This window comes from Enterobacter cloacae complex sp. HYC080_NIDB, assembly GCF_056673325.1.
In genome coordinates this window covers 2,711,079-2,735,344 of sequence record NZ_CP114212.1, presented here as the reverse complement: position 1 = coordinate 2,735,344, position 24,266 = coordinate 2,711,079, and the positions used below count along the sequence as shown (strand labels likewise).

The window sequence follows — 24,266 nt, the reverse complement described above, 5'->3', positions numbered from 1 at the left end:
TATAAGGTGTTAATGATAATTATGGCGAAAGGGTGTGTCGGGAAGATCGGGTGAAGTGCAAAGAGTTTGTAAATTGTCCCCCCGGCAGCACTGGCTAACGGGGGGAGGTCAGATTACGCGACCGCGTTCTCTTCGAGCTGCCGCATAAAGTTACGCACCCAGTCCATACGGGTTTTGCGATCCGCCAGCTCCTGGGTAAATTTCAGACGGGTTGGCCCATCCAGGCGGAAATACTGCGGCTGTTTTTGCAGCAGGCCAATCAGCCACATCGGGTTGACGTGGTTCTTCTCGGCGAATTCAATGACGCCGCCTTTTTCATTACCTTCAAGTTTGCGGATCCCCAGCTTCTGCGCCTGCTGGCGCAGCCGCGCGATATCCAGCAGATTTCTCGCCGCATCGGGCAGCAGGCCAAAGCGGTCAATCAGTTCCACTTTGATCTCTTCCAGCTCATTTTCATTCTTCGCGCTGGCAATGCGTTTGTAGAATGACAGGCGGGTATTCACATCAGGAATGAAATCATCCGGCAGCAGGGACGGCATACGCAACTCGACCTCGGTCTGCTGGCTGGTGAGATCTTCCAGCGACGGCTCGCGTCCGGCCTTCAGGGCATCAACCGCGTTTTCCAGCAGCTCCATATAGAGCGAGAAGCCGATGGTTTCCATGGAGCCGCTCTGATCCTCGCCCAGCAGTTCGCCGGCACCACGGATCTCAAGATCGTGCGTGGCCAGCGCAAAGCCTGCACCGAGGTCTTCCAGCGAGGCGATGGCTTCCAGACGCTTTTGCGCGTCGGTGGTCATCGCTTTCGGATGCGGGGTCAACAGCCAGGCGTAAGCCTGATGATGCGAACGTCCGACGCGACCGCGCAGCTGATGAAGCTGCGCCAGACCAAAGTGATCCGCACGCTCAATAATGATGGTATTCGCCGTCGGGATATCAATGCCGGTTTCAATGATGGTGGTACACACCAGTACGTTAAAGCGCTGGTGGTGGAAGTCGTTCATCACCCGCTCCAGCTCGCGCTCGCGCATCTGCCCGTGGCCGATGGCAATACGCGCTTCCGGTACCAGTTCGGCCAGCCTGTCCGCGGCTTTCTGGATATTTTCAACGTCGTTATAAAGATAATAAACCTGGCCCCCGCGCAGTACCTCACGCAGGATCGCCTCGCGTACCACCAGATTATCGTACTCGCGGACAAAGGTTTTCACCGCCAGACGACGCGCCGGTGGTGTGGCGATAATCGACAGATCGCGCATGCCGCTCATCGCCATGTTCAGCGTACGCGGAATTGGCGTTGCGGTCAGGGTCAGAATATCGACGTCGGCGCGCATCGCTTTGATCCGCTCTTTGTGACGCACCCCGAAGCGGTGCTCTTCGTCGACGATCAGCAGTCCCAGATCTTTCCACTTCACGTCGCTTTGCAACAGCTTGTGCGTACCGATCAGAATATCGATTTTGCCTTCGCTTGCCTGTTCGAGGATCTGCGTCTGCTCTTTGGTGCTGCGAAAACGTGACAGCATCTCAATGCGCACCGGCCAGTTGGCGAAACGGTCGCGGAAGTTGTCGAAGTGCTGCTGGGCGAGCAGGGTGGTCGGCACCAGCACCGCCACCTGCTTGTTGTTTTCAACCGCCAGGAAGGCGGCGCGCATCGCCACTTCGGTTTTGCCGAAGCCGACGTCGCCGCAGACTAAGCGGTCCATCGCCAGCGGCTGGCACATGTCGCTCAATACGGCGTTGATGGCCTGGGCCTGATCCGGCGTGGTTTCAAACGGGAAGCTGTCGCAGAACAGCTGGTACTGCTCTTTATCATGCTTAAAGGCGAAGCCCTCTTTGGCCGCGCGCTGGGCGTAGATATCCAGCAGCTCGGCCGCCACGTCGCGTACTTTCTCCGCCGCTTTCTGGCGCGCGCGAGCCCAGGCATCGCCGCCCAGTTTGTGCAGCGGGGCGTTATCCTCCGCGCCACCCGCGTATCGGCTGATCAGATGCAGGGATGACACCGGAACATACAGTTTGGCGTCGTTGGCGTAGGTCAGCATCAGGTATTCACCTTTGATGCCGCCGGCTTCCAGCGTGGTCATTCCCTGATAGCGCCCAACGCCATGCTCCAGGTGAACAATCGGCTGGCCCGGATGCAGTTCGGCCAGGTTACGGATCAGCGTGTCCGGGTTAATGGTTCGACGGCTGTCCTGACGGCGCCGCGCGACGCGCTCACCCAGCAGATCGCTTTCGCAAATCAGCGCCAGGTTGTTGAGCGTATCAATAAACCCGTGTTCGGCGGCACCAATCATCAGATAACGGCCGTTTCCGGCCGCGTCGCTCAGGCGCTGAATGCGTTTCGGCGCAACTTTTATTCGACCCAGCAGCTCGCCGAGTGCTTCGCGGCGGCCTTCACTCTCAACGGAGAACACCACCGGGCCGGTAAAGGACTCCAGGAACTTGCGCAGATTATCCAGCGGCGATTTCTGCTGCGCCTGAACGGCCAGGTCCGGCAGCGTCCGGAAGGCGAGGTTGGTGTTGGCGGCCTTATCGGCAAGCGAATCGGTTTTGAGCTGGATCCGCGGCCAGCGCTTCAGCTCCGCATTGAGTTCGTCGGTACGCAGCCACAGCGCTTCCGGCGGCAGCAGCGGACGCATCGGGTCAACGCCCCGATTTTCGAAGCGGGCGCGGGTTTCGCTTTCGAAACGGCTGGCGCTGGCGTCGATATCGCCGGTGTTCACAATCAGCGTATTTGCCGGGAAGTAGCTGAACAGGGCAGGCAGCGGCTCGTTAAAGAACAACGGCTGCCAGTATTCGATCCCGGCCGGGAGCGTGCCTTTGCTGACCTGCTGATAGATGTGCTCGGCATCACGCTTGACGTCGAACTTATCGCGCCACTGGCTGCGGAACAGTTCGATGGCAGTTTTGTCCGTCGGGAATTCATGCGCGGGCAGTAAGTTAATGGACTCTACTTCCTCTAGCGTGCGCTGGGTGTCGGCGTCGAACACGCGCAGGCTGTCGATTTCATCATCGAAGAAATCGAGACGATACGGCTGGTCGCTGCCCATGGGATAAAGGTCAAGCAACGCGCCACGGGTTGCGTATTCCCCGTGCTCCATCACCTGATCGACATGACGATAGCCGGCACCGTCAAGCTGCTCGCGCAGGGCATCACGGGACAGGCGCTGGCCTTTTTTCATCACCAGCGCATGACCATGCAGATAGCTGTGCGGACAGACGCGCTGCATCAGGGTATTTACCGGCACAATCAGCACACCGCGCTGCATGGTCGGCAACTGGTAGAGCGTCGACAGGCGCGAGGAGATGATCTCCTGATGCGGAGAGAAGCTGTCATACGGCAGCGTTTCCCAGTCGGCCAGGCTGAACACCAGGCTATCGGTGAACTGGCGGATTTCGTCGCGCAGGCGCAGGGCATTTTGCATATCCGGGGCAACAAGCACCACCGGGCCGGGGTGTCGCTCAGCAATTTCTGCCACCAGCGTGGCGCACGCCGCGCCCGTAAGTTCACCCAACTGGCGCTGGTCGCCCGCTTTGACAGGCAAGGAATAACGATAGTGTTCAGGCATGGCTATGTCAGAGTCTCTTATGGATATACCAACAGTATTGGGGCATATCACTGATACGCAATGTCTTTATTATCCTCGATCGTTTTACATAAGCAAATTGTAACCGCACGGGGTGACTTTCCGCCCCCAAAACGGGGGGCGGAGAAGGCATTAGCGGGGGGACGGTGACAGGGAGAGCGTTGACGGAGGAGAGAAGAAAAGATCGCCAAACAGCGCGGTGGAGAGTTTGCGCACCCCGAGCCCGGCAAGGGTGCAGATAAGCAGGCTGGCAAACGGATAGACCAGAATTAAGCCCAGCTCTGCCCAGACCGGCCAGTATGCGGCATTCATCTCGCCAATCAGGAACAGGCTGAAGGCCTCAATGAGGATGCGGTGGGTGGTATAGATCGCAATGGTGTTGGAGCCAATCACGTTCAGCAGATTGTTGGGATGCACGGCGTAACGCTGCTCAATACTGTAGAAAAGCTTCATGATCAACACAATCGACAGCAGGGAAAGCAGGAGAGGAACGTTAGCAAACCACAGCACCACGGAGACGGCGGCGAACGCGCCTGTCGCCAGCCACGTGCGGCGCAGGTTGAAACTTTTCATCCACGCCATCAGCTCTGCGCCATACCACGCTCCGAGGCTGTAGTAGATCATGTTGCGTACTACGCTGTTCATTCCCCACCACGGCAACGGCAGGAAGTTGATCGCGACGCTCGCCAGTGCCAGCAGCCCGAGCACCGGTAGCTTCCAGCGGCTCAGTAGTTTACACAGCGTGAAGTAGACGACCAGAGCATACAGATACCACAGGCTGGTGCTGGCGGTGAGCATACCGCGTACAAATCCTGAGAGGGAATCGGCGTAGGCCGCGTTCGAGGAGGTGGCAAGCTCACGATCGGGCGCCAGCCAGGCATTCAGGTGGGTCAATGCCTGCCATTGCAGAATCCCCCACAGGACCAGAACCCAGACAATGCTCCAGATCCGTTTGTCGAGACTGGTTCGCCAGTTCACCTCATCGATATAACGACGGATCAGATAGCCGGAGATAAAGAAGAATACCGGCATGCGGAATGGGGCGAGGTAGAGATTAAAATAGACCCAACATTTCGCGAGAAGGCCGGATAGCGGATGTTGCAGCCCGCTCAGGTGCGGATAAAAGGTGATGACCGAATGATAGATAACCACCAGGCAGATACACAGCCCTTTTATCTGGTTAATCCATAATGCTTTTTGCTTCATTGTTCGCGACTACCTTAAATTGCCATAAACGAACGAGCAATTGTTCTGAAATGAAACCGGGATGTAACGGGTAACAGTCTGTATCAGGAGGTTTTTCGGAAAAGGTGGAGGTTGCGAGGCGACAATTCAGACAATAGCACGCTGATTTATCTGAATTTTTCAGAAAAATGATTACCAAAGCTTACGGTTTCAGTCATTTACGCTTAACGGATTCGCTTATATACTCGTGGGTCTGCTATCAGCAAACAGACGGATTTCATGTATCAACCTGTCGCACTCTTCATAGGCTTACGTTACATGCGTGGGCGCGCCGCGGACCGCTTCGGTCGCTTTGTCTCCTGGCTTTCGACTATTGGCATTACGCTCGGCGTGATGGCACTGGTGACGGTCCTTTCCGTCATGAATGGCTTCGAGCGCGAGCTGCAAAACAACATCCTGGGGCTGATGCCGCAGGCCGTTCTCTCCTCCACCAACGGTTCGCTGAACCCGCAACAGCTGCCGGAAAGTGCGGCGAAGTTACAGGGGGTCACGCGCGTTGCGCCGTTAACAACCGGCGACGTGGTGCTGCAAAGCGCCCGCAGCGTGGCGGTCGGCGTCATGCTGGGTATTGACCCTGCACAAAACGATCCGCTGACGCCGTACCTGGTTAACGTGAAGCAGACCGATCTGGCCGCCGGAAAATACAACGTTATTCTGGGTGAGCAGCTTGCCGGCCAGCTTGGCGTCAACCGTGGCGACCAGCTGCGTGTGATGGTGCCCTCTGCCAGTCAGTTTACGCCGATGGGGCGCCTGCCAAGCCAGCGCCTGTTTAACGTAATTGGTACTTTTGCCGCCAACAGCGAAGTCGATGGTTATCAGATGCTGGTTAACATTCAGGATGCTTCGCGCCTGATGCGTTACCCGGCAGGGAACATCACGGGCTGGCGCCTGTGGCTCGACGCGCCGCTGAAGGTTGATACCCTCAGCCAGCAAAAACTGCCGGACGGCACCAAATGGCAGGACTGGCGCGAACGTAAAGGCGAACTGTTCCAGGCCGTGCGTATGGAAAAAAACATGATGGGGCTGCTGTTGAGCCTGATCGTGGCCGTGGCCGCTTTTAACATCATCACCTCGCTGGGTCTGATGGTGATGGAAAAGCAAGGCGAGGTCGCCATCCTGCAAACCCAGGGGCTCACGCCGCGCCAGATCATGGCGGTCTTTATGGTGCAGGGTGCCAGCGCCGGGATTATCGGCGCGCTGCTGGGGGCGGGGCTCGGCGCACTGCTTGCCAGCCAGCTTAATAATTTAATGCCGATCATCGGCGCGCTGCTTGATGGCGCGGCGCTGCCGGTGGCTATCGAGCCGCTGCAGGTTATCGGTATTGCGCTGGCCGCGATGGCCATTGCGCTGCTTTCGACGCTTTATCCTTCCTGGCGCGCTGCCGCCACTCAACCCGCTGAGGCTTTACGTTATGAATAAGATCCTGTTGCAATGCGACAACCTGTCCAAACGCTATCAGGAAGGCGCTGTGCAGACCGACGTGCTGCACAATGTGAGCTTTAGCGTGGGCGAAGGCGAGATGATGGCGATTGTCGGCAGCTCCGGCTCGGGCAAAAGTACGCTGCTGCACCTGCTGGGCGGGCTGGATACCCCAACCAACGGCGACGTGATTTTTTCCGGCCAGCCGATGAGCAAAATGTCCTCAGCGGCGAAGGCCGAGCTGCGTAATCGCGAGCTGGGCTTTATCTACCAGTTCCACCACCTGCTGCCGGATTTCACGGCGCTGGAAAACGTGGCGATGCCGTTGCTGATTGGCAAAAAGAAACCGGCAGAAATTAACGCCCGCGCCAGCGACATGCTGAACGCAGTAGGGCTGGGTCACCGTGGCAATCACCGTCCGTCGGAGCTTTCCGGCGGCGAACGTCAGCGCGTGGCCATTGCCCGTGCGTTGGTCAACAACCCGCGTCTGGTACTGGCGGATGAACCGACCGGTAACCTGGATGCGCGTAATGCGGACAGTATTTTCCAGCTTTTGGGTGAACTTAACGCCTCGCAGGGCACCGCGTTTCTGGTGGTCACCCACGATCTGCAGCTGGCAAAACGCATGGGGTGCCAGCTTGAAATGCGCGACGGTCATCTGAATGCAGAACTGACCCTGATGGGAGCGGAGTAATGGCTTCACCGTTATCGTTACTCATCGGGTTACGCTTTAGCCGCGGTCGCCGTCGCGGCGGCATGGTGTCGCTCATCTCCGTCATCTCGACCATCGGAATTGCGCTGGGCGTGGCGGTGTTGATTGTCGGCCTGAGCGCCATGAACGGCTTCGAGCGCGAACTGAATAACCGCATTCTGGCGGTGGTACCGCACGGGGAAATCGAGCCGGTTAACCAGCCCTGGACCCACTGGAGCGATGCGCTCAACAAAGTAGAGAAAGTCCCGGGCATCGCTGCTGCCGCGCCCTATATCAACTTTACCGGGCTGGTGGAGAGCGGGGTAAACCTGCGTGCCATCCAGGTGAAAGGGGTGAACCCCGCCCAGGAAGAACGCCTGAGCGCGTTGCCGAAATATGTGCAGAACGGCGCGTGGGCAAACTTTAAGGCCGGCGAGCAGCAGATCATCATGGGCAAAGGCGTTGCAGATGCCCTGAAGGTGAAGCAGGGCGACTGGGTGTCGATCATGATCCCGAACGCCAGCGCCGATCACAAATTGCAGCAGCCGAAACGCGTGCGCCTGCACGTCACCGGTATTCTTCAGCTGAGCGGTCAGCTTGACCATAGCTTTGCGATGGTGCCGATGGAAGATGCGCGGCAGTATCTCGACATGGGCGACAGCGTGACGGGCATTGCCATTAAGGTGAACGACGTCTTTAATGCCAACAAACTGGTACGCGACGCGGGCAGCGTGACCAATAACTATGTTTACATCAAAAGCTGGATCGGCACTTACGGGTATATGTACCGTGATATCCAGATGATCCGCGCGATTATGTATCTGGCGATGGTGCTGGTGATTGGCGTCGCGTGCTTTAATATCGTCTCGACGCTGGTGATGGCAGTCAAGGACAAGAGCGGTGACATTGCCGTGCTGAGAACGCTCGGGGCGAAAGACGGTCTTATTCGCGCCATCTTCGTCTGGTACGGTTTGCTGGCAGGATTGTTCGGTAGCCTGTGTGGCGTGGTGATTGGCGTGGTGGTTTCCCTGCAGTTGACGCCAATTATCAACGGCATTGAAAAGCTTATTGGTCACCAGTTCCTGTCGGGTGATATCTATTTTATTGACTTCCTGCCGTCTGAATTGCACTGGCTGGACGTTTTTTATGTGCTGGTTACAGCACTTTTACTGAGTCTGCTGGCAAGCTGGTATCCGGCGCGTCGCGCAAGCCGAATTGATCCGGCGAGGGTATTAAGTGGCCAGTAATTACGTCATGATCTAGCGGCTTTTGGGCCGCCAGGTCAAAAGAGGAATGCACTATGTATTATGGATTTGATATTGGCGGCACCAAGATTGCGCTCGGCGTATTTGATAAAGACCTCAGGCTGCAGTGGGAAACGCGCGTTCCCACGCCGCGCGAGAGCTACGACGAATTTTTAACCGCCATTGCCGCGCTGGTGGCGCAAGCAGATGAACGCTTTGGCGTCAAAGGCAGCGTCGGCATTGGTATTCCGGGCATGCCCGAAACCGACGACGGCACGCTGTATGCCGCCAACGTACCTGCTGCCAGCGGCAAACCGCTGCGTGCCGATCTCTCTGCCCGCCTTGAACGCGACGTGCGTTTAGATAACGATGCCAACTGTTTTGCGCTCTCTGAAGCCTGGGATGATGAATTCCGTCAGTATCCATTGGTCATGGGACTGATCCTCGGCACGGGCGTCGGCGGAGGGATCGTGATCAACGGTAAGCCCATCACTGGGCGTAGCTATATCACCGGTGAGTTCGGCCATATCCGCTTGCCGGTGGATGCCCTGGACGTTGTCGGGCGTGAGTTTCCGCTGACCCGCTGCGGCTGCGGCCAGCACGGCTGTATTGAGAACTACCTCTCCGGCCGCGGGTTTGCATGGCTTTACGAACACTTCTATCATCAGAAACTTGAGGCCCCTCAAATCATTACCTTGTGGGAGCAAGGGGATGCGCAGGCGCGTGAGCACGTTGAGCGCTATCTGGATCTGCTGGCGGTATGTCTGGGAAATATTCTCACTATCGTCGACCCGGATCTGCTGGTGATTGGGGGAGGGTTGTCAAACTTCACTGCGATTACGGAACAGTTGTCCGGGCGTTTGCCCCGACATTTATTGCCGGTTGCACGCGTGCCGCGTATTGAACGTGCGCGACACGGGGACGCAGGAGGCATGCGCGGAGCCGCATTCCTTCATCTCACCGATTAGTTTACGAGGTTTCTATGCTGTCGCGTCGCCAGGGTCGACTCAGCCGTTTTCGCAAAAACAAACGCCGCTTACGTGAGCGCTTGCGTCAGCGGATCTTTTTCAGAGACAGAATGATGCCAGAAGCGATGGATAAACCCAGAGTGGTGGTGCTGACCGGGGCGGGGATCTCCGCTGAGTCAGGAATTCGAACCTTCCGCGCGGCGGACGGACTGTGGGAAGAACACCGTGTGGAGGATGTCGCCACGCCGGAAGGTTTTGCCCGCGATCCGGATCTCGTGCAGGCGTTTTACAACGCCCGCCGTCGCCAGCTGCAGCAGCCTGAGATTGCGCCCAATCCGGCGCATCTGGCGCTGGCGAAGCTGGAAGAGGCGCTGGGGGATCGTTTCCTGCTGGTGACGCAGAATATCGACAACCTGCATGAGCGAGCCGGTAACAAAAACATCATCCACATGCACGGTGAGTTGCTCAAAGTTCGCTGTGCCTGGAGCGGCCAGGTGCTGGACTGGAAAGAGGACGTGCTGCCAGAAGACAAATGTCACTGCTGTCAGTTCCCCGCACGCCTGCGCCCGCACGTGGTGTGGTTCGGGGAGATGCCCCTGGGGATGGATGATATCTACAGCGCGCTGGCGATGGCAGACGTGTTTATCGCCATTGGTACATCCGGCCATGTTTACCCGGCGGCGGGGTTTGTTCACGAAGCGCGACTGCACGGCGCCCATACGGTTGAGCTCAATCTGGAGCCAAGCCAGGTGGGCAGCGAGTTTGAAGAGAAACACTACGGTCTGGCAAGCGCGGTCGTCCCGGAATTTGTCGACAAGCTGCTGAAAGGGCTTTAGCGGCAATGGTGTAAAAAGGCACCCGTCCTGCGGGTGCCTGACGATTTACGAATGAAAGAACGCCAGCGTCTTCTCCAGCGATTTAGCCTGCTCTTCCAGTGAGAGCGCCGCGGCTGAGATCTGCTGCACCAGAGCGGCGTTCTGCTGGGTTGTGCTGTCCATCTGATTCACGGCGGTGCTGACCTGGCTAATCCCCCGATTTTGCTCGTCCAGCGCCTGAACGATATCGTTGATCACCAGATGCACATGCGACACCGCCTCGATAACCTGTTTCATCATCACGCCGGTTTCATTGACCAGCTCAACGCCTTTGTTGACGCGGCCAGACGATTCGGCAATGAGCTGAGAAATCTCTTTTGCTGCGTTAGCGCTCCGCTGGGCCAGGTTACGGACTTCACCGGCCACCACCGCAAAACCGCGTCCCTGCTCACCCGCCCGTGCGGCTTCTACGGCAGCGTTTAGCGCCAGGATATTGGTCTGGAAGGCAATGCCATCGACAATGCTGTTGATCTCACCGATCTTACGCGCGCTGTCATCAATCTCGCCGATCACCGTGACAACGTCGTTCACCAGCGTTTCGCCATGTCCGGCGAGGCTGGCGGCGCGGTCGGTCAGCGTGGTCGCTTTGTGCGCATTGTCGGCATTATTCTTCACCGTGGCCGAAATCTCTTCCATGCTGGCCGCGGTTTCCACAATCGCTGCTGCCTGCTCCTCGGTTCGCGAGGCAAGGTCAAGGTTACCTGCCGAAATCTCGCTGGTGCCACCCCGCACGGAATGGCTGGCATCGCTGATGTTGTCGACGATGCGTTTGAGCTGCATCTGCATGGTGTGCAGGGCGTAAAAAATACTGCGAGTATCTCCCGCGCGCACCGGAATTGTATTGTTCAGCTCCCCGCGGGCGACGGCCAGGGCAATTCCGGCGGCGTCAGAAGGTTCGCCACCCACCGGTCGGTCAACTTTACGCGTAAAGATTTGCGCCATGACCAGGCTCACCACTACGATACTGAGCACCATAAGGACAATGGCTTTCAGCAAAAATGCACGCGCCTCGGCCATCACCTCACTGACCGGAGTGACGATGGCCAGCTTCCACGGCGTCTGGCTGTTACCAATTGCAATATCCTGCCAGGTAATAAATGCCTCCTCCTTCAGCAGTGGATCGTTTTCCCGGATGACATCATGGCCCGTTATCTTTCCCGCGTAAGGTTTTCCGGTGGCCAGTTTGTCCGGGCTGAATACCACTTTATTTTCCGCTGAGAGGAGCAGGGCATAGCCAGTCCCGTTCCACGGCTTTATTGCCCCAGTCATGGCTTGCAGCGTGGCGAGTGAAAAGTCAGAGGTGACCGATCCCAGAAACTTGCCGTCAGCCATAATGGGGGCGGCAATGGAGGTAAGCATGACGTCTACGCCATTGTAGGGGTAGATATAGGGTTCGATGATCACCTCTTTTTGCCGTTGCTTCGGCAGCAGGTAATAATCGCCGCTGCCGGGTGTTTCCAGGTCCGTCAGCAGGTGCAGTGCGGGTTTGCCAGAGGCATCGCGGTCGACATAGCGGGCAAAGCGTCCGGCAGGATCCTCTCCGCTCTGTCCGGCAAAGGCGGCATCCTGATGGTCAAACGCGTTGGGCTCAAAAGCCATCGACATGGAGAGAAACTGCGGGTGGGCCGCAAGATAATGGATCAGCAGCTGGTTGAGACTTTGGCGATCGGAGATGCCCGCATCCCTCAGCGCCAGGGCACTGTTGCCCATATCCCTGGCGGCAGCCAGCGCGGAATCCATCTCCTTACTGACCTGCAAAGACTGCACCTCAGCAATCTGGCGGATATGTTTTTTGGCCAGACTGTCCTGCTGCGCCATCCACTGCCACATCATAAAACCAATCGTGGCGGTAAAGCCTACCGTCACGGTGAGAAAAATGGACAATAGCATTAACGTTTTGACGCTCATTTTTGATCTTCGGACCTTGGCGTTTTGCATTCTTATCTCCCGTAATCGTGTGCGTGTCGGTCAGGCACATATTACTTATCGGATATATCACTCTCTTTCTGTAGAGTACCGGGAGTATTTAATTTAAATTCTGAGAATATAAACCCTGTTAATTAGTGTGGATGCTTTTATTTTGTGCATTCAATCAAAATAGTGCTCGATAATGCTCGTTATCGTCGTGTAGAAAGAGGATGCTAATAAATATTAAGTGGTAGAGGAGGATGGGATATGTACGGATTTATCGCCAGACAACCCATTTTTAACCCGGAGATGAAGACGGTCGCCTATGAACTGCTCTTCAGAGAGGGAATGACAAACCGTTTTCCGGATGTCTCGGCGGAATATGCGACATCCAGAATGATATCAGATCAGTTTTTATGTGTACCCGCGCAACGGATCGCCGGGGAGCACACGTCGTTTATTAATTTTCCCTCCCGGATGGTCATCGACCGGAGCGGAGAAGCGCTCGATAAAGAGAGCGTGGTCATTGAGATACTGGAAGATGCGGTTCCGGGGGCTGAGCTGTTGCAGGCCGTCAGAGAGATGAATGCGCACGGCTACCACTTCGCGCTCGATGATTTCACCCTCGCTCCTGAATGGGATGCGTTTTTACCTTATATTTCGGTTCTGAAATTCGATGTCAGAAATTATACCTTAGCGCAAATTAAAGAGTATCTGGCATCGCGTAAAAAAGAGACCGCACATATAAAATATCTCGCTGAAAAAATTGAGACTAAAGAGGAATTTATTCGATTCAGAGATGAAGGATTTTCTCTGTTTCAGGGTTATTTTTTCTGCCGTCCGGAGATGATTAAATATAAACGCTTATCGCAAAATCAGCTTGCGATTTTCCGCCTGCAAATGGAAATCGGACGTAATAAACCTGATTATCGCATTATCGAATCGCTGATAAAAAGTGATCTCACCCTCTCCTGGAAAATTATGCGCTACATGAAGCACACGGCATTTAAACATGTTGGTGCCTGTAATTTCAGCAAGTTAACCCTGAGTGAGGTACTCCGCTATCTTGGGGAGAATCAGCTGAGACGGTTCGTTGCCGTCGTGGTCCTGGCGAGTGCGGACAATGACACCGTCAGCGAGCTTTATCCGTTGAGCATGATGCGTGGGAAATTCTGCGAATTGATCGCAGAGGCGATAAACGAACCGACGCTGGCTGAAAATGCCTTTCTGTGCGGCCTGTTCTCGCTGCTGGATACTCTCCTTGAACTGCCGATGACCGAGTTGATGAAGCAGATTGCGGTGCCGCAGAGCGTGAGCAACGCACTGTGCCATCAGGAGGGGCAGCTAGCTGATATGATCGCACTCTGTCGTTACTACGAGCAGCAGCAGTGGGAGGAGGCGACAAGACTGAGTCACGCACTGGGGCTGTCGGATGATGATGTGGTCGAGGCGATGAGAAGGGCGACGATTTGGGCTGGCGCGAATGCGGCCAGTTAATGCTTCCTCACGCCGTTAGCACGGCGTGAGGAATAGCGCGATGCCGTTTATCGGCCCGCTTTTAGTTTCTGGTAATACTCTTCGTAGAGGCGGCTGGCGTCACCAACGTCGTTCTGCCATTCCCCTTTGCTGATGGTGTCGGCATCCGGATAGAGTGACTTATCGTTAGCCACTTCAGGCTTCAGCAGCTTGCGTGCCGCGAGGTTCGGTGTCGGGTAGCCAATCGTTTCGGCAACCTGCTTCGCCACGTCCGGGCGCAGCAGGAAGTTAATCAGCTTCAGCGCACCCTCCACGTTTTTGGCATTGGCAGGGATCGCGAGGCTATCCATCCAGAAGATCCCGCCTTCTTTCGGCCACACTACCTCCAGCGGCGTACCGGCCTGACGGGCAACATACGCGGAGCCGTTCCACACCATGCCCAGATTCACTTCGCCTTCCATATACGGGTTTGCCGGGTTATCAGAGTTAAATGCCGCCACGTTAGGCATCAGCTTTTTCAGCTCGTTATAGGCCTCTTCAATCTCTTTTGGGTCCGTCGTATTGCCGGAGTAGCCGAGCTTACGCAGCGCTACCTGGAACACTTCGCGCGCGTCGTCGGTTAACAGCAGGTTGCCTTTGTATTCCGGTTTCCACAAATCGGCCCAGCTTGTAACGGTTTTCGGATCGATAGCCTCGCTGTTGACACCAATTGCGGTTGCGCCCCAGATGTAAGGAATGGAGTAGTCGTTATTCGGGTCAAACGGCTTGTTGAGCATCTCCGGATCGAGATTGTTGAAGTGAGTGAGCTTCGTTTTATCGATCTTTTGAATCATGCCCTCTTTGCGCATTTTGTCGACAAAGTAGGTAGACGGCACCACCAGATCATATGCGCCGTCTTTGTAGGTTTTGAGCTTGGCATACATGGTTTCATTCGACTCGTAGGTCGAGTAGATGACCTTGATGCCCGTCTCTTTCGTAAACTGTTCCAGCAGGCCCGGTGGCACATACTCGGTCCAGTTATAGAAGTAGAGCGTTTTACCGTCATCAGCGTGCGCGGCACCCATGCCAAGTACCAGTGCCGCAGCGGCGAGCATTTTTTTCATTTCATTGTCCCCTGAGATTTTGTTTTATCACGAGCAATAATCTGGCTGGCAATCACCAGAACCAGCGAAAACACCAACAGAATGGTCGCCAGCGCGTTCACTTCAGGTGAGACGCCGACTTTGACCATCGAATAGATCTTCAGTGGCAGGATTTCGTAACTCGGCCCGGTCACGAACGAAGAAACAACCACGTCATCCATCGACAGCGTAAAGCTGAGTAGCCATCCTGCGGCTACCGCGGGCATCGCCAGCGGCAGAATGATTTTGCGCAGGATGGTCATCTCGCTGGCCCCCAGATCTTTCGCCGCCTCAAGCATACGCACGTCAAACCCTTTCAGACGTGCAAAGACGGTAACCACCACAAACGGAAGGCAGAAGGTGATGTGGGAAAACAGCAGCGACCAGAAGCCAAGCTGAATGCCCAGCAGCATAAACAGCACCAGCAGCGAAATCGCCATCACGATATCCGGCGACATCATTACCACAAACAGCATGCCGCTGACGAACGGCTTACCGCGAAAGCGATAGCGATACAATGCCACCGCGGTGAGGGAACCGATCAGCGTGGCGAAGGTGGCGGAGAAAATCGCCATCGTCAGCGAGTGCTGAGCGGCCTGCAGCAGACTGTCATTATTCATCAGCAGGCTGTACCAGTTGGTGGTAAAGCCCTGCCAGTTGATGCCGAAGCGTGAACTGTTAAACGAATTCACGATCAAAATGATAATCGGAATATAAAGGTAAGCGTAAATGGCGGTCATAAAACCGCCGCGAAGCAGTCGACCGATCATTCGAGTTCCACCTTTTTATTCAGCAATCGTGAGGCCCGCCAGTAGACCAGCAGCATCAGCCCCATTACCACCGTCAGCGTAATGCTGGTCGCGGATCCGAACGGCCAGTCGCGGATGTTCAGGAACTGGCTCTTGATCACGTTACCAATCAGCAGGTTTTTTGCCCCGCCCATGAGATCTGACACGTAGAACAGCCCCATTGCCGGGAGCATCACCAGCAGACAACCGGCGATAATGCCGGGCATGGTCAGTGGAATGATAATGCGGATAAAGGTTTGCAGCTTGTTAGCACCCAGATCTTTTGCCGCTTCCAGCAGCGGTTTATCGAGCTTCTCGATGCTGGAGTAGAGCGGCATCACCATAAACGGCAGCAGAATGTAGACAAGGCCAATAATCACCGCACCCGGAGTAAACATGATGCGTACAGGGGTATCAATCACCCCCAGCCACAGCAGAAACGCGTTGAGGTAGCCTTTGGTGCTCAGGAAGATTTTTAACCCGTAGATGCGAATCAGCGAGTTGGTCCAGAACGGCACAATCAACAGAAACAGCAAAAGCGGGCGCACCTTTTGTGGCTGCCCGGCCAGGAACCATGCGAAAGGATACCCCAGTAGCAGGCAGGCTACGGTAGCAATCAGCGCCATATTCAGCGAGTGCAGAAGCACGTCAAAATAGAGCGGGTCGAGCAGGCGCGCGTAGTTATCCAGCGTAAAGACCAGCTTAACGAAGTGGGCATCGTCGCGGGTCAGAAAGCTGGTGGCGATGATCATCAGGTTGGGTAAAAAGACAAATAACACAAGCCAACCGACGATAGTGGTAATCACCACCTTCTGGAATTTACTTGTGTTCTTCATCAGCCAGTACAACCTCCCAGCTTTCTACCCAGTTGATAACCATTTTCTGGTCGAGAGAGTGGTCGAAGTCAGGATCGTCCTCGTTAAAGAATTCGCTGACCATTACCATTTTGCCATTTTCCAGTTCGACGACGGACTCCAGCGTCATCCCTTTGTAATTGCGCTCGCGGATATAGCCGATAAGCCCTTCGGCTTCGGTATTACCGTGAATTTCATCGACACGCAGATCTTCAGGACGCAGCAGGACGTTGAGTTTTTGTCCCTTCTCGACGGCGAAGTTCACGGTGATATTGCATTCACGTCCTTCCACGTTCGCGCGCACGCGCCGATCGTCCAGACGTTCAATCACCGTGGCATTAAAAATATTGATTTCGCCAATGAAGCTGGCGACAAACAGGTTTTTCGGCTCTTCGTAAATTTCACGCGGCGTGCCGTCCTGCTCTATTTTGCCATCGCGCATCACCACAATACGGTCTGACATGGTCAGCGCCTCTTCCTGGTCGTGGGTGACGAAGACAAAGGTGATGCCAAGCTTACGCTGTAGCGCCTTCAGCTCGTTCTGCATCTGCTTGCGCAGTTTGTAGTCCAGCGCGGAAAGCGACTCATCTAATAGAAGCAGGCGCGGTTTATTGACCACGGCGCGGGCAATGGCCACGCGTTGCTGCTGACCGCCGGAGAGCTGGTGGGGTTTTCGCTGAGCAAACTCGTCCAGCTGCACCATCCGCAGGGCTTCCGTGACGCGCGGGGGGATCTCGCTGGCCGGCGTTTTTTGCATCCGCAGGCCAAACGCCACGTTCTCAAACACGGTCATGTGAGGGAACAGGGCATAGCTCTGAAAGACGGTATTGACGTGGCGATCTTCGGCAGGAACCTGGGTTATGTCCTGGTTCTCAAGATGGATGTGGCCATTATCGACGCTTTCCAGCCCGGCGATAAGGCGCAGTACGGTTGTCTTGCCGCAGCCGGAGGGGCCAAGCAGCGTAAGAAACTCGCCGTCATTGATGGTCAAATTGAGGTCGGAAATGACATCTTTGCCATCAAAACTTTTACGAATTCGTTCAAGTTGCACCAGCGGTGAACGAGAACGGGGTTGTGTATTCAATTTTTGCACTGTCCCATATAGACGCCTCAGGCAGCAGGCCGAAGCGGGGTTTGTGTGTAACCACCTTGGTGACTCGTAATGAGGGCGGACATTCTACGGCAAACCTCGGGAATCGCCAATCCTTGTCACTGATTCATAAGCTACATTTACTAACGCAGAACGATATAAACGGAAAATATTCTCGTTTGCGGGATAAAAGTGACCTGACGCAATATTTGCGTTTTGATGCTTATTGATAATGTTGTCACAAAAAGTGAGGGTGACTGCATGGATAAATTACTTGAGCGTTTTTTACAGTACGTTTCGCTGGATACCCAATCTAAACCGGGTGTCCGCCAGGTGCCAAGCACCGAAGGCCAGTGGAAGTTATTAAACCTGCTTAAAGAGCAGCTCGACGCCATGGGGCTGGTTAACGTCACGTTAAGCGAAAAGGGCACTGTGATGGGCACGCTGCCGGCGAATGTCCCGGGTAATATCCCGGCGATTGGCTTTATCTCCCATGTCGACACCTCTCCGGATTTTAGCGGTAAACATGTGAACCCGCAGATTGTTGAAAACTACCGCGGCGGTGATATTGCGCTGGGCATTGGCGACGAAGTGCTCTCTCCCGTGATGTTCCCGGTACTGCACCAGCTGCTCGGTCAGACGCTCATCACCACCGACGGGAAAACGCTGCTGGGTGCAGATGATAAGGCGGGGATCGCGGAGATCATGACGGCGCTGGCGGTGCTGAAAGGCAAAAACATTCCGCACGGGGATATCCGGGTTGCTTTCACGCCGGACGAAGAGGTGGGGAAAGGCGCGAAACATTTCGATGTGGAGGCTTTTAACGCGCAGTGGGCCTACACCGTCGATGGCGGTGGCGTGGGCGAGCTGGAGTATGAAAACTTTAACGCCGCTTCGGTGACCATTAAAATTGTCGGGAACAACGTTCACCCCGGCTCAGCCAAAGGGGTGATGGTGAATGCGCTGTCGCTGGCGTCGCGTATTCATGCTGAAGTCCCGGCGCAAGAGAGCCCGGAGATGACAGACGGGTATGAAGGTTTCTATCACCTGACCAGCATTAAGGGCACCGTGGATAGCGCCCAGATGCACTACATCGTGCGCGATTTTGACCGTAAAGCCTTTGAAGCGCGCAAGCGTAAGATGATGGAGATCGCCAAAAAGGTAGGCAAAGGGCTGCATCCTGACTGCTACATTGAACTCATCATCGAAGACAGCTATTACAATATGCGTGAGAAGGTGATGGCGCATCCGCACATCATTGATATCGCCCGGCAGGCAATGCGCGACTGCGATATTGAACCGATCTTAAAACCGATTCGTGGCGGTACCGACGGTTCGCAGCTGTCATTTATGGGATTGCCGTGCCCGAACCTGTTTACCGGTGGCTACAACTACCACGGCAAGCATGAGTTTGTGACGCTGGAAGGAATGGAAAAAGCGGTGAAGGTGATTGTGCGCATAGCGGAGTTAACCGCGAAGCGGTGAGACATTGCCCGGTGGCGCTGCGCTTACCGGGCCTACGATCGAAATGTAGGCCGGGTAAGGCGAAGCCGCCACCCGGTATTCAGGCAAGGAGCCCCATCAAACTATCGTCGCCACTATATTCCCGGCGGCACCTGGTTTTTCACCGTTAACCTTCAAAACCGCCAGAGTGATTTGCTTACCCGCCATATCGACAGCTTACGTGCTGCAACCTTAACGGTTAAACGTGCGAAACCCTTCACCATTAACGCCTGGGTTATTCTCCCTGAACATATGCACTGTATCTGGACCTTACCGGAAGGAGACAGTGACTTTTCGGCACGCTGGCGTGATATCAAAAAAACGTTCAGTCGTAACATCGACATGCGTCATATCTGGCAGCCGCGTTTCTGGGAGCACACCATTCGAAACGAAGAGGATTACCGGCGGCATTTGGATTACATCTACATCAATCCGATGAAGCATGGGTATGTCAGAAAGGTTATCGACTGGCCGTTTTCAACGTTTCATCGCGATATTCACGAGGGATTATATCCTGCCGATTGGGCAGGTGAGATCGAGGAGTTTGCGGCGGGGGAGCGGAAGTGACATTGCCCGGTGGCGCTGCGCTTACCGGGTCTACGATCGGAATGTAGGCCGGGTAAGGCGAAGCCGCCACCCGGCACATCTCAAGACTCAATCCTCAAAAAACCAATACCCGCTGTTAACCAGCGCGGCCAGCATGGCGAGGAATGAGGGATCTTCCAGCGCATCGCCAAAGGTTTCAGCAGTCAGAACCATATGGCTGGCAATCGCTTCCAGTGCAGGACGGTGCGGGGAATCCAGCTTCTCGCCATTGACGAAGACCTCTTCACCGATGCGCAGCACGCGCAACCCGCCCAGACGAACCAGCTTGTCGCCCTGCTGAAGGGCATCATAAATCTCGTCAGCCTGATAAGGCGGCTCCGGAGGCGCCACGTCCAGCTCGTGGCGGGACTGGCTAATAAACTCGCCAAACCACTGTCTGAAATGTTCCGGCTCGTTGATCAGATCCAGCATCATACCGCGCAGCTTGTCCAGCTCTGCTGGCAGAATATCTGCCGGATGTTCGCGCGCAGGCACATCCGGATCGCTGTAGCGATAGCTGCCCAGCTCGCGTTGCAGAACATAGTCGGCAAAGCCGCTGATCATCTCGCGACCGCTCGGTGCGCGGAACCCAACCGAGTAGTTGAGCGAGTTTTCCAGGGAGTAACCCTCATGCGGGAACCCAGGCGGAATGTAGAGAATATCGCCTGGCTCCAGCTCTTCATCAATAATCCCTTCGAACGGATCCACCTGAAGCAGGTCCGGATGCGGACAGTGCTGTTTCATCGGCACTTTCTCGCCCACGCGCCAGCGGCGGCGACCCGTACCCTGAATAATAAACACGTCGTACTGGTCCAGGTGCGGACCCACGCCGCCACCCGGAACGGAGAAGGAGATCATCAGATCGTCCATCCGCCAGTCGGGCAGGGCGCGGAACGGGCGCATTAGCGCGGCAGTAGGTTCGTGCCAGTGGTTGACGGCCTGCACCAGCAGGGACCAGTTGTTTTCTCCGAGATGATCATAGCTTTCGAAAGGACCGTGACTGACCTGCCATTTCCCGTCCTGGTGACTGACCAGGCGGCTGTCGACTTCGTTTTCCATGGCCAGACCGGCCAGTTCGTCAGGCGAAATAGGGTCGACAAAGTTGCTGAACCCACGTTTCAGAACCACCGGGCGTTTTTGCCAGTAACGTTCAATAAACTCGGGCCAGTTAAGCGTTAAGTGATAATCCATATTTTTTTATTCCGCAGGTTCTTACTGACACGGATTATAACGGAAGCTCAGCCCCCCGGCTGCGAGATCCTCGCATTTTTCACATAACGGGTTAACTATCGTTCGATGTGGGCTGCTGGCGACCAAAAATCACTTCCATTCTGGCGCCGCCCAGCAAACTTTCGCTGGTTTCAATTTTTCCATCGTACTGGTCGACAATTTCACGTGCGACGGCTAACCCCACCCCCTGGCCGGGGCGCAGCGTATCGGCGCGCTGGCCGCGATCGAACACCACATCACGTTTATTGCGCGGGATCCCCGGGCCATCATCTTCAACGATAATATGTAACTCGTTATCCGTCTGACGCGCAGACACTTCCACAAACTCCAGGCAGTATTTACAGGCGTTATCCAGCAGGTTGCCCATGACTTCCATGAAGTCATTCTTTTCGCCGACAAAGCTTATCTCAGGCGAGATATCGAGGCTGATGTTCACCCCTTTACGCTGGTACACCTTGTTGAGGGCGGACGTAAGATTATCCAGCAGCGGTGCCACCGGGTGCAGCTCGCGGCTCAGAAGCGCGCTGCCGGAACGCATACTGGCGCGGTGCAGGTAATAGCCAATTTGCTGTGAGATTCGACTGATCTGCTCCAGCATCACCGGCTCGGCATCATCAACGCTCAGCTTTGAACTGCGCATTGAACGCAGGGTACTTTGCATCACGGCCAGCGGTGTTTTCAGGCTGTGAGTGAGGTCAGTCAGGGTTGTACGGTACTTATCATAGCGTTCGCGTTCACTTTTCAGCAGGCGATTGAGATTACGTACCAGACTTGTCAGCTCACGGGTGGTTTCCGGATTGAGTTTTTCGCGATGGTGTTCCTCAAGCTCGCGCACCTCTCGCGCCAGGGATTCAATGGGGCGCAAGCTCCACCACGCCGCCACCCAAAGCAGCGGGATTACCAGCAGCAGGTTAGCGGCCAGAACATATACGAACCAGCTCCAGACCCTGTAGGAGCGCTTGAGCTCGACAGGAATGGTGTCGATCACCACAATGGTCAGCTGCGGCATGTTCATCGTCGCCGGGTAGATATTAATCGCCACGGAGTGCGTCATCTCCGTTTCGGCATCATCCTCGCGGATTTCATTGAGTTTCTGCTGCATAGAGCGATCTTCGCGAATCAGCGAGCTGGTGGTGTTAAGATCGGCTTCTATCTCATGAAAACCATTGGTTTTAAGCCACTCCGGACGAATGCTTTTAACCAGCCACGGGATATCTCTTTGCGCCCACAGCAACTTCCCTTTTTCGTTGTAAATCAGGGCCAAAGTAGGGCTCTGTTGATTCAGGTTCTCGGGCATTTCAACGCTGATACGGTTGTTTTCCCATTTCGCCAGAGTGTAAAACAGATTACTTTCGCCACGTAACAGTCGAAAAGTCGTTTTATCGAAGCTGACGCTGTAACCCACCAGGGCGACCATACCGTAGGAGAGCGACAGCACCAGCACCACTGCGGCCGTTGCCAGCAAAAAACGAACCCGCAGTGAGAGGGGCAGAATATGGCGCAAAATCTGTCTCATTTAGCGTAATTCAAACAGGTAGCCCTGGCCGCGGACGGTCGTGATCACATCCTGCGGGTACTGCGCCTGAATTTTCTTACGCAAACGCCCCATCAGCACATCAATAGTATGGCTCTCGCGCAGCTCCGCGTCCGGGTAGAGCTGGAGCATTAAGGAGTCTTTGCTCACAACCTTGCCACTGTTACGAATCAGCGTTTCCATGATGGTGTATTCGAATGCAGTCAGCTTGATCACTTCATTGTTAATCGAGAGCTCGCGTCGGGAGAGATCCACCTGGAAAGGCGGAATGGAGATAACCTGTGAAGCCAGCCCGCTGTTGCGGCGTAATAGCGCCTGCATGCGCGCAGCCACTTCTTCAATATGGAACGGCTTGGTGACGTAATCATCCGCACCGGCGCTGAGCACTTCAACTTTGTCCTGCCAGCCCTCGCGGGCGGTCAGAACCAGCACCGGGAGAGAAACATCATGGCTGCGCCAGCGACGAATTAACGACAGACCGTCTTCATCAGGCAAGCCTAAATCGACAATGGCGATATCCGGCAGATGTTCATTGAGATAATAATCGGCTTCTTTTGCATCTTCAGCATCGTCCACCTGATGTCCCATCTCCTGAAGCTGAACCTTCAGGTGGTGGCGTAGCAATGCGTTATCCTCAACAACCAGTACGCGCATCATCTTTTCTCCCAGAATATGTAGTACGAATAGTTTAACGCTGATTATGTTGCCGTGGGGATAAACATTCAGTAAACCGGGGAAAAGCAACCCCCTTTCCGGGCGGAAAGGGGGGAAGGGGTGTTACTTCAGCTCGTCGACCATGGTAATGGCGCGGCCAATGTAGTTCGCCGGCGTCATGGCTTTCAGGCGCGTTTTCTCTTCTTCTGGCAGTGCCAGACCGTCAATAAACTGTTTCATGCCTTCAGCATCTACACGCTTGCCGCGAGTCAGCTCTTTCAGTTTTTCATACGGCTTTTCGATGCCGTAGCGACGCATCACGGTCTGAATCGGCTCCGCCAGCACTTCCCAGTTGTGATCCAGTTCGTCCAGCAGACGATCGCGATTCACTTCCAGTTTGCTCACGCCTTTCAGGGTGGACTGGTAAGCGATCAGCGCGTAGCCAATGCCCACGCCCAGGTTACGCAGCACGGTGGAATCGGTCAGGTCACGCTGCCAGCGGGATACCGGCAGTTTGCTCGCCATATGCTGCAGCACCGCATTCGCCAGGCCCAGGTTGCCTTCGGAGTTTTCGAAGTCGATTGGGTTCACTTTATGCGGCATAGTGGAAGAACCAATTTCACCGGCGATGGTTTTCTGCTTGAAGTGGTTGAGCGCAATGTAGCCCCACACGTCACGATCGAAGTCGATCAGAATGGTGTTGAAGCGCGCGATGCAGTCAAACAGCTCAGCGATATAGTCGTGCGGTTCAATCTGCGTGGTATACGGGTTCCACTGAATACCCAGGGAGGTGACAAACTCTTCGCTGAACTGGTGCCAGTCCACTTCCGGGTAAGCGGCGATGTGGGCATTGTAGTTACCGACTGCACCGTTGATTTTGCCAAGAATTTCAACCTGTTCCAGTTGGCGGTACTGGCGCTCCATGCGGTACGCCACGTTCGCCATCTCTTTACCCATGGTGGAAGGGGTGGCTGGCTGGCCGTGAGTACGGGAAAGCAGCGGAATGTCGCGGTATTCCACGGAGAGCGCTTTCACCGCGTCGATGATCTTACGCCAGTAAGGCAGCACAACCTCTTTACGCGCGGTAGAGAGCATCAGCGCGTGAGACAGGTTGTTGATATCTTCAGAGGTACAGGCGAAGTGAATGAACTCTGACACCGCGTGCAGGGCAGGGACGCTTTCCACTTTCTCTTTCAGGAAGTACTCAACCGCTTTCACGTCGTGGTTGGTGGTGCGTTCAATGGTCTTAATGCGCGCGGCATCTTCTTCGCTAAACTCAGCAACGATTTTATCAAGGTAATCGTTTGCCTTTTCGTCAAAAGCAGGAACTTCCTTGATTGCTGCCTGGGCGGCCAGCTTCTGCAGCCAGCGTACTTCAACCTGAACACGGAACTTCAGCAAACCATATTCGCTGAAGATCCCGCGCAGCGCGCTGACTTTATCGCCGTAGCGTCCATCGACAGGGGATACGGCGGTCAGTGAGGATAATTCCATAATTCGCAA

The 24,266-nt window shown here is 55.3% G+C and carries 19 protein-coding genes; 8 read left to right on the top strand and 11 right to left on the bottom strand.

The window, feature by feature from the left end:
* Positions 1–113: 113 nt before the first annotated feature.
* Together mfd and O1723_RS12990 are read right to left on the bottom strand one after the other, a co-directional pair.
* Positions 114–3,560: a transcription-repair coupling factor gene (gene mfd / locus O1723_RS12995; RefSeq protein ID WP_248191169.1), complete on the bottom strand. Its 3,447-nt coding sequence runs from the start codon at positions 3,558–3,560 to the stop codon at positions 114–116.
* A gap of 150 nt (positions 3,561–3,710) precedes the next feature.
* Positions 3,711–4,784, bottom strand: a complete 1,074-nt coding sequence (locus O1723_RS12990; RefSeq protein ID WP_014883404.1) for an acyltransferase family protein — start codon at positions 4,782–4,784, stop codon at positions 3,711–3,713.
* A 258-nt stretch (positions 4,785–5,042) separates the two neighbouring features.
* On the opposite strand from O1723_RS12990, the gene lolC reads away from it, so the two are divergent.
* From lolC to cobB, 5 genes are read left to right on the top strand one after another with little or no spacing between them, the layout of a single operon-like run.
* On the top strand, positions 5,043–6,242 hold the full coding sequence (gene lolC / locus O1723_RS12985; RefSeq protein ID WP_014883405.1) for a lipoprotein-releasing ABC transporter permease subunit LolC: 1,200 nt from the start codon (positions 5,043–5,045) through the stop codon (positions 6,240–6,242).
* Positions 6,235–6,936, top strand: a complete 702-nt coding sequence (lolD, locus tag O1723_RS12980; RefSeq protein ID WP_023337100.1) for a lipoprotein-releasing ABC transporter ATP-binding protein LolD — start codon at positions 6,235–6,237, stop codon at positions 6,934–6,936. The genes lolC and lolD overlap by 8 nt, the downstream gene beginning before the upstream one ends.
* On the top strand, positions 6,936–8,180 hold the full coding sequence (gene lolE / locus O1723_RS12975; protein ID WP_014883407.1) for a lipoprotein-releasing ABC transporter permease subunit LolE: 1,245 nt from the start codon (positions 6,936–6,938) through the stop codon (positions 8,178–8,180). The genes lolD and lolE overlap by 1 nt, the downstream gene beginning before the upstream one ends.
* 53 nt (positions 8,181–8,233) lie before the next feature.
* Complete coding sequence (gene nagK, locus O1723_RS12970; RefSeq protein ID WP_023337102.1) at positions 8,234–9,145, top strand: N-acetylglucosamine kinase; 912 nt, start codon at positions 8,234–8,236, stop codon at positions 9,143–9,145.
* Between the two features lie 14 nt (positions 9,146–9,159).
* Positions 9,160–9,981, top strand: a complete 822-nt coding sequence (gene cobB / locus O1723_RS12965) for a Sir2 family NAD+-dependent deacetylase (RefSeq protein ID WP_014883409.1) — start codon at positions 9,160–9,162, stop codon at positions 9,979–9,981.
* Positions 9,982–10,026: 45 nt separating this feature from the next.
* Here the strand turns inward: cobB and O1723_RS12960 are convergent, their stop codons facing one another.
* On the bottom strand, positions 10,027–11,958 hold the full coding sequence (locus O1723_RS12960) for a methyl-accepting chemotaxis protein (protein WP_023337103.1): 1,932 nt from the start codon (positions 11,956–11,958) through the stop codon (positions 10,027–10,029).
* A 237-nt stretch (positions 11,959–12,195) separates the two neighbouring features.
* Between O1723_RS12960 and O1723_RS12955 the strand changes: the two genes are divergently transcribed.
* Positions 12,196–13,425, top strand: a complete 1,230-nt coding sequence (locus tag O1723_RS12955) for an EAL and HDOD domain-containing protein (protein WP_023337104.1) — start codon at positions 12,196–12,198, stop codon at positions 13,423–13,425.
* A 47-nt stretch (positions 13,426–13,472) separates the two neighbouring features.
* Here the strand turns inward: O1723_RS12955 and potD are convergent, their stop codons facing one another.
* From potD to potA, 4 genes are read right to left on the bottom strand one after another with little or no spacing between them, the layout of a single operon-like run.
* A complete protein-coding gene (potD, locus tag O1723_RS12950; protein ID WP_023337105.1) occupies positions 13,473–14,507 on the bottom strand; it encodes a spermidine/putrescine ABC transporter substrate-binding protein PotD in 1,035 nt (344 codons plus the stop codon).
* The gene (gene potC, locus O1723_RS12945) at positions 14,504–15,295 is read right to left on the bottom strand and encodes a spermidine/putrescine ABC transporter permease PotC (protein WP_014883413.1); all 792 of its coding nucleotides are present in this window, start codon (positions 15,293–15,295) and stop codon (positions 14,504–14,506) included. The genes potD and potC overlap by 4 nt, the downstream gene beginning before the upstream one ends.
* Complete coding sequence (gene potB, locus O1723_RS12940; RefSeq protein ID WP_023337106.1) at positions 15,292–16,149, bottom strand: spermidine/putrescine ABC transporter permease PotB; 858 nt, start codon at positions 16,147–16,149, stop codon at positions 15,292–15,294. Before potB ends, potC begins: the two co-directional genes overlap by 4 nt.
* Positions 16,133–17,281 carry a spermidine/putrescine ABC transporter ATP-binding protein PotA gene (gene potA, locus O1723_RS12935; protein WP_176602112.1) on the bottom strand — a complete coding sequence of 383 codons (1,149 nt, stop codon included), beginning with the start codon at positions 17,279–17,281 and terminating at the stop codon, positions 16,133–16,135. Before potA ends, potB begins: the two co-directional genes overlap by 17 nt.
* Before the next feature lie 237 nt (positions 17,282–17,518).
* Between potA and pepT the strand changes: the two genes are divergently transcribed.
* Together pepT and O1723_RS12925 are read left to right on the top strand one after the other, a co-directional pair.
* On the top strand, positions 17,519–18,742 hold the full coding sequence (gene pepT / locus O1723_RS12930) for a peptidase T (protein ID WP_023337108.1): 1,224 nt from the start codon (positions 17,519–17,521) through the stop codon (positions 18,740–18,742).
* A gap of 117 nt (positions 18,743–18,859) precedes the next feature.
* On the top strand, positions 18,860–19,327 hold the full coding sequence (locus O1723_RS12925) for an REP-associated tyrosine transposase (protein WP_032645233.1): 468 nt from the start codon (positions 18,860–18,862) through the stop codon (positions 19,325–19,327).
* Between the two features lie 87 nt (positions 19,328–19,414).
* On the opposite strand, the gene O1723_RS12920 is transcribed toward O1723_RS12925, so the two are convergent.
* The 4 genes from O1723_RS12920 to purB form a co-directional block, all read right to left on the bottom strand.
* Positions 19,415–20,536: a ribosomal protein uL16 3-hydroxylase gene (locus O1723_RS12920; RefSeq protein ID WP_014883418.1), complete on the bottom strand. Its 1,122-nt coding sequence runs from the start codon at positions 20,534–20,536 to the stop codon at positions 19,415–19,417.
* Between the two features lie 91 nt (positions 20,537–20,627).
* Positions 20,628–22,091: a two-component system sensor histidine kinase PhoQ gene (gene phoQ / locus O1723_RS12915; RefSeq protein WP_014883419.1), complete on the bottom strand. Its 1,464-nt coding sequence runs from the start codon at positions 22,089–22,091 to the stop codon at positions 20,628–20,630.
* Positions 22,092–22,763 carry a two-component system response regulator PhoP gene (gene phoP, locus O1723_RS12910; protein WP_014883420.1) on the bottom strand — a complete coding sequence of 224 codons (672 nt, stop codon included), beginning with the start codon at positions 22,761–22,763 and terminating at the stop codon, positions 22,092–22,094. It abuts the gene before it with no gap.
* A gap of 123 nt (positions 22,764–22,886) precedes the next feature.
* Positions 22,887–24,257, bottom strand: coding sequence for an adenylosuccinate lyase (purB, locus tag O1723_RS12905; protein WP_014883421.1), 1,371 nt, complete (start codon positions 24,255–24,257; stop codon positions 22,887–22,889).
* Positions 24,258–24,266: the final 9 nt, after the last annotated feature.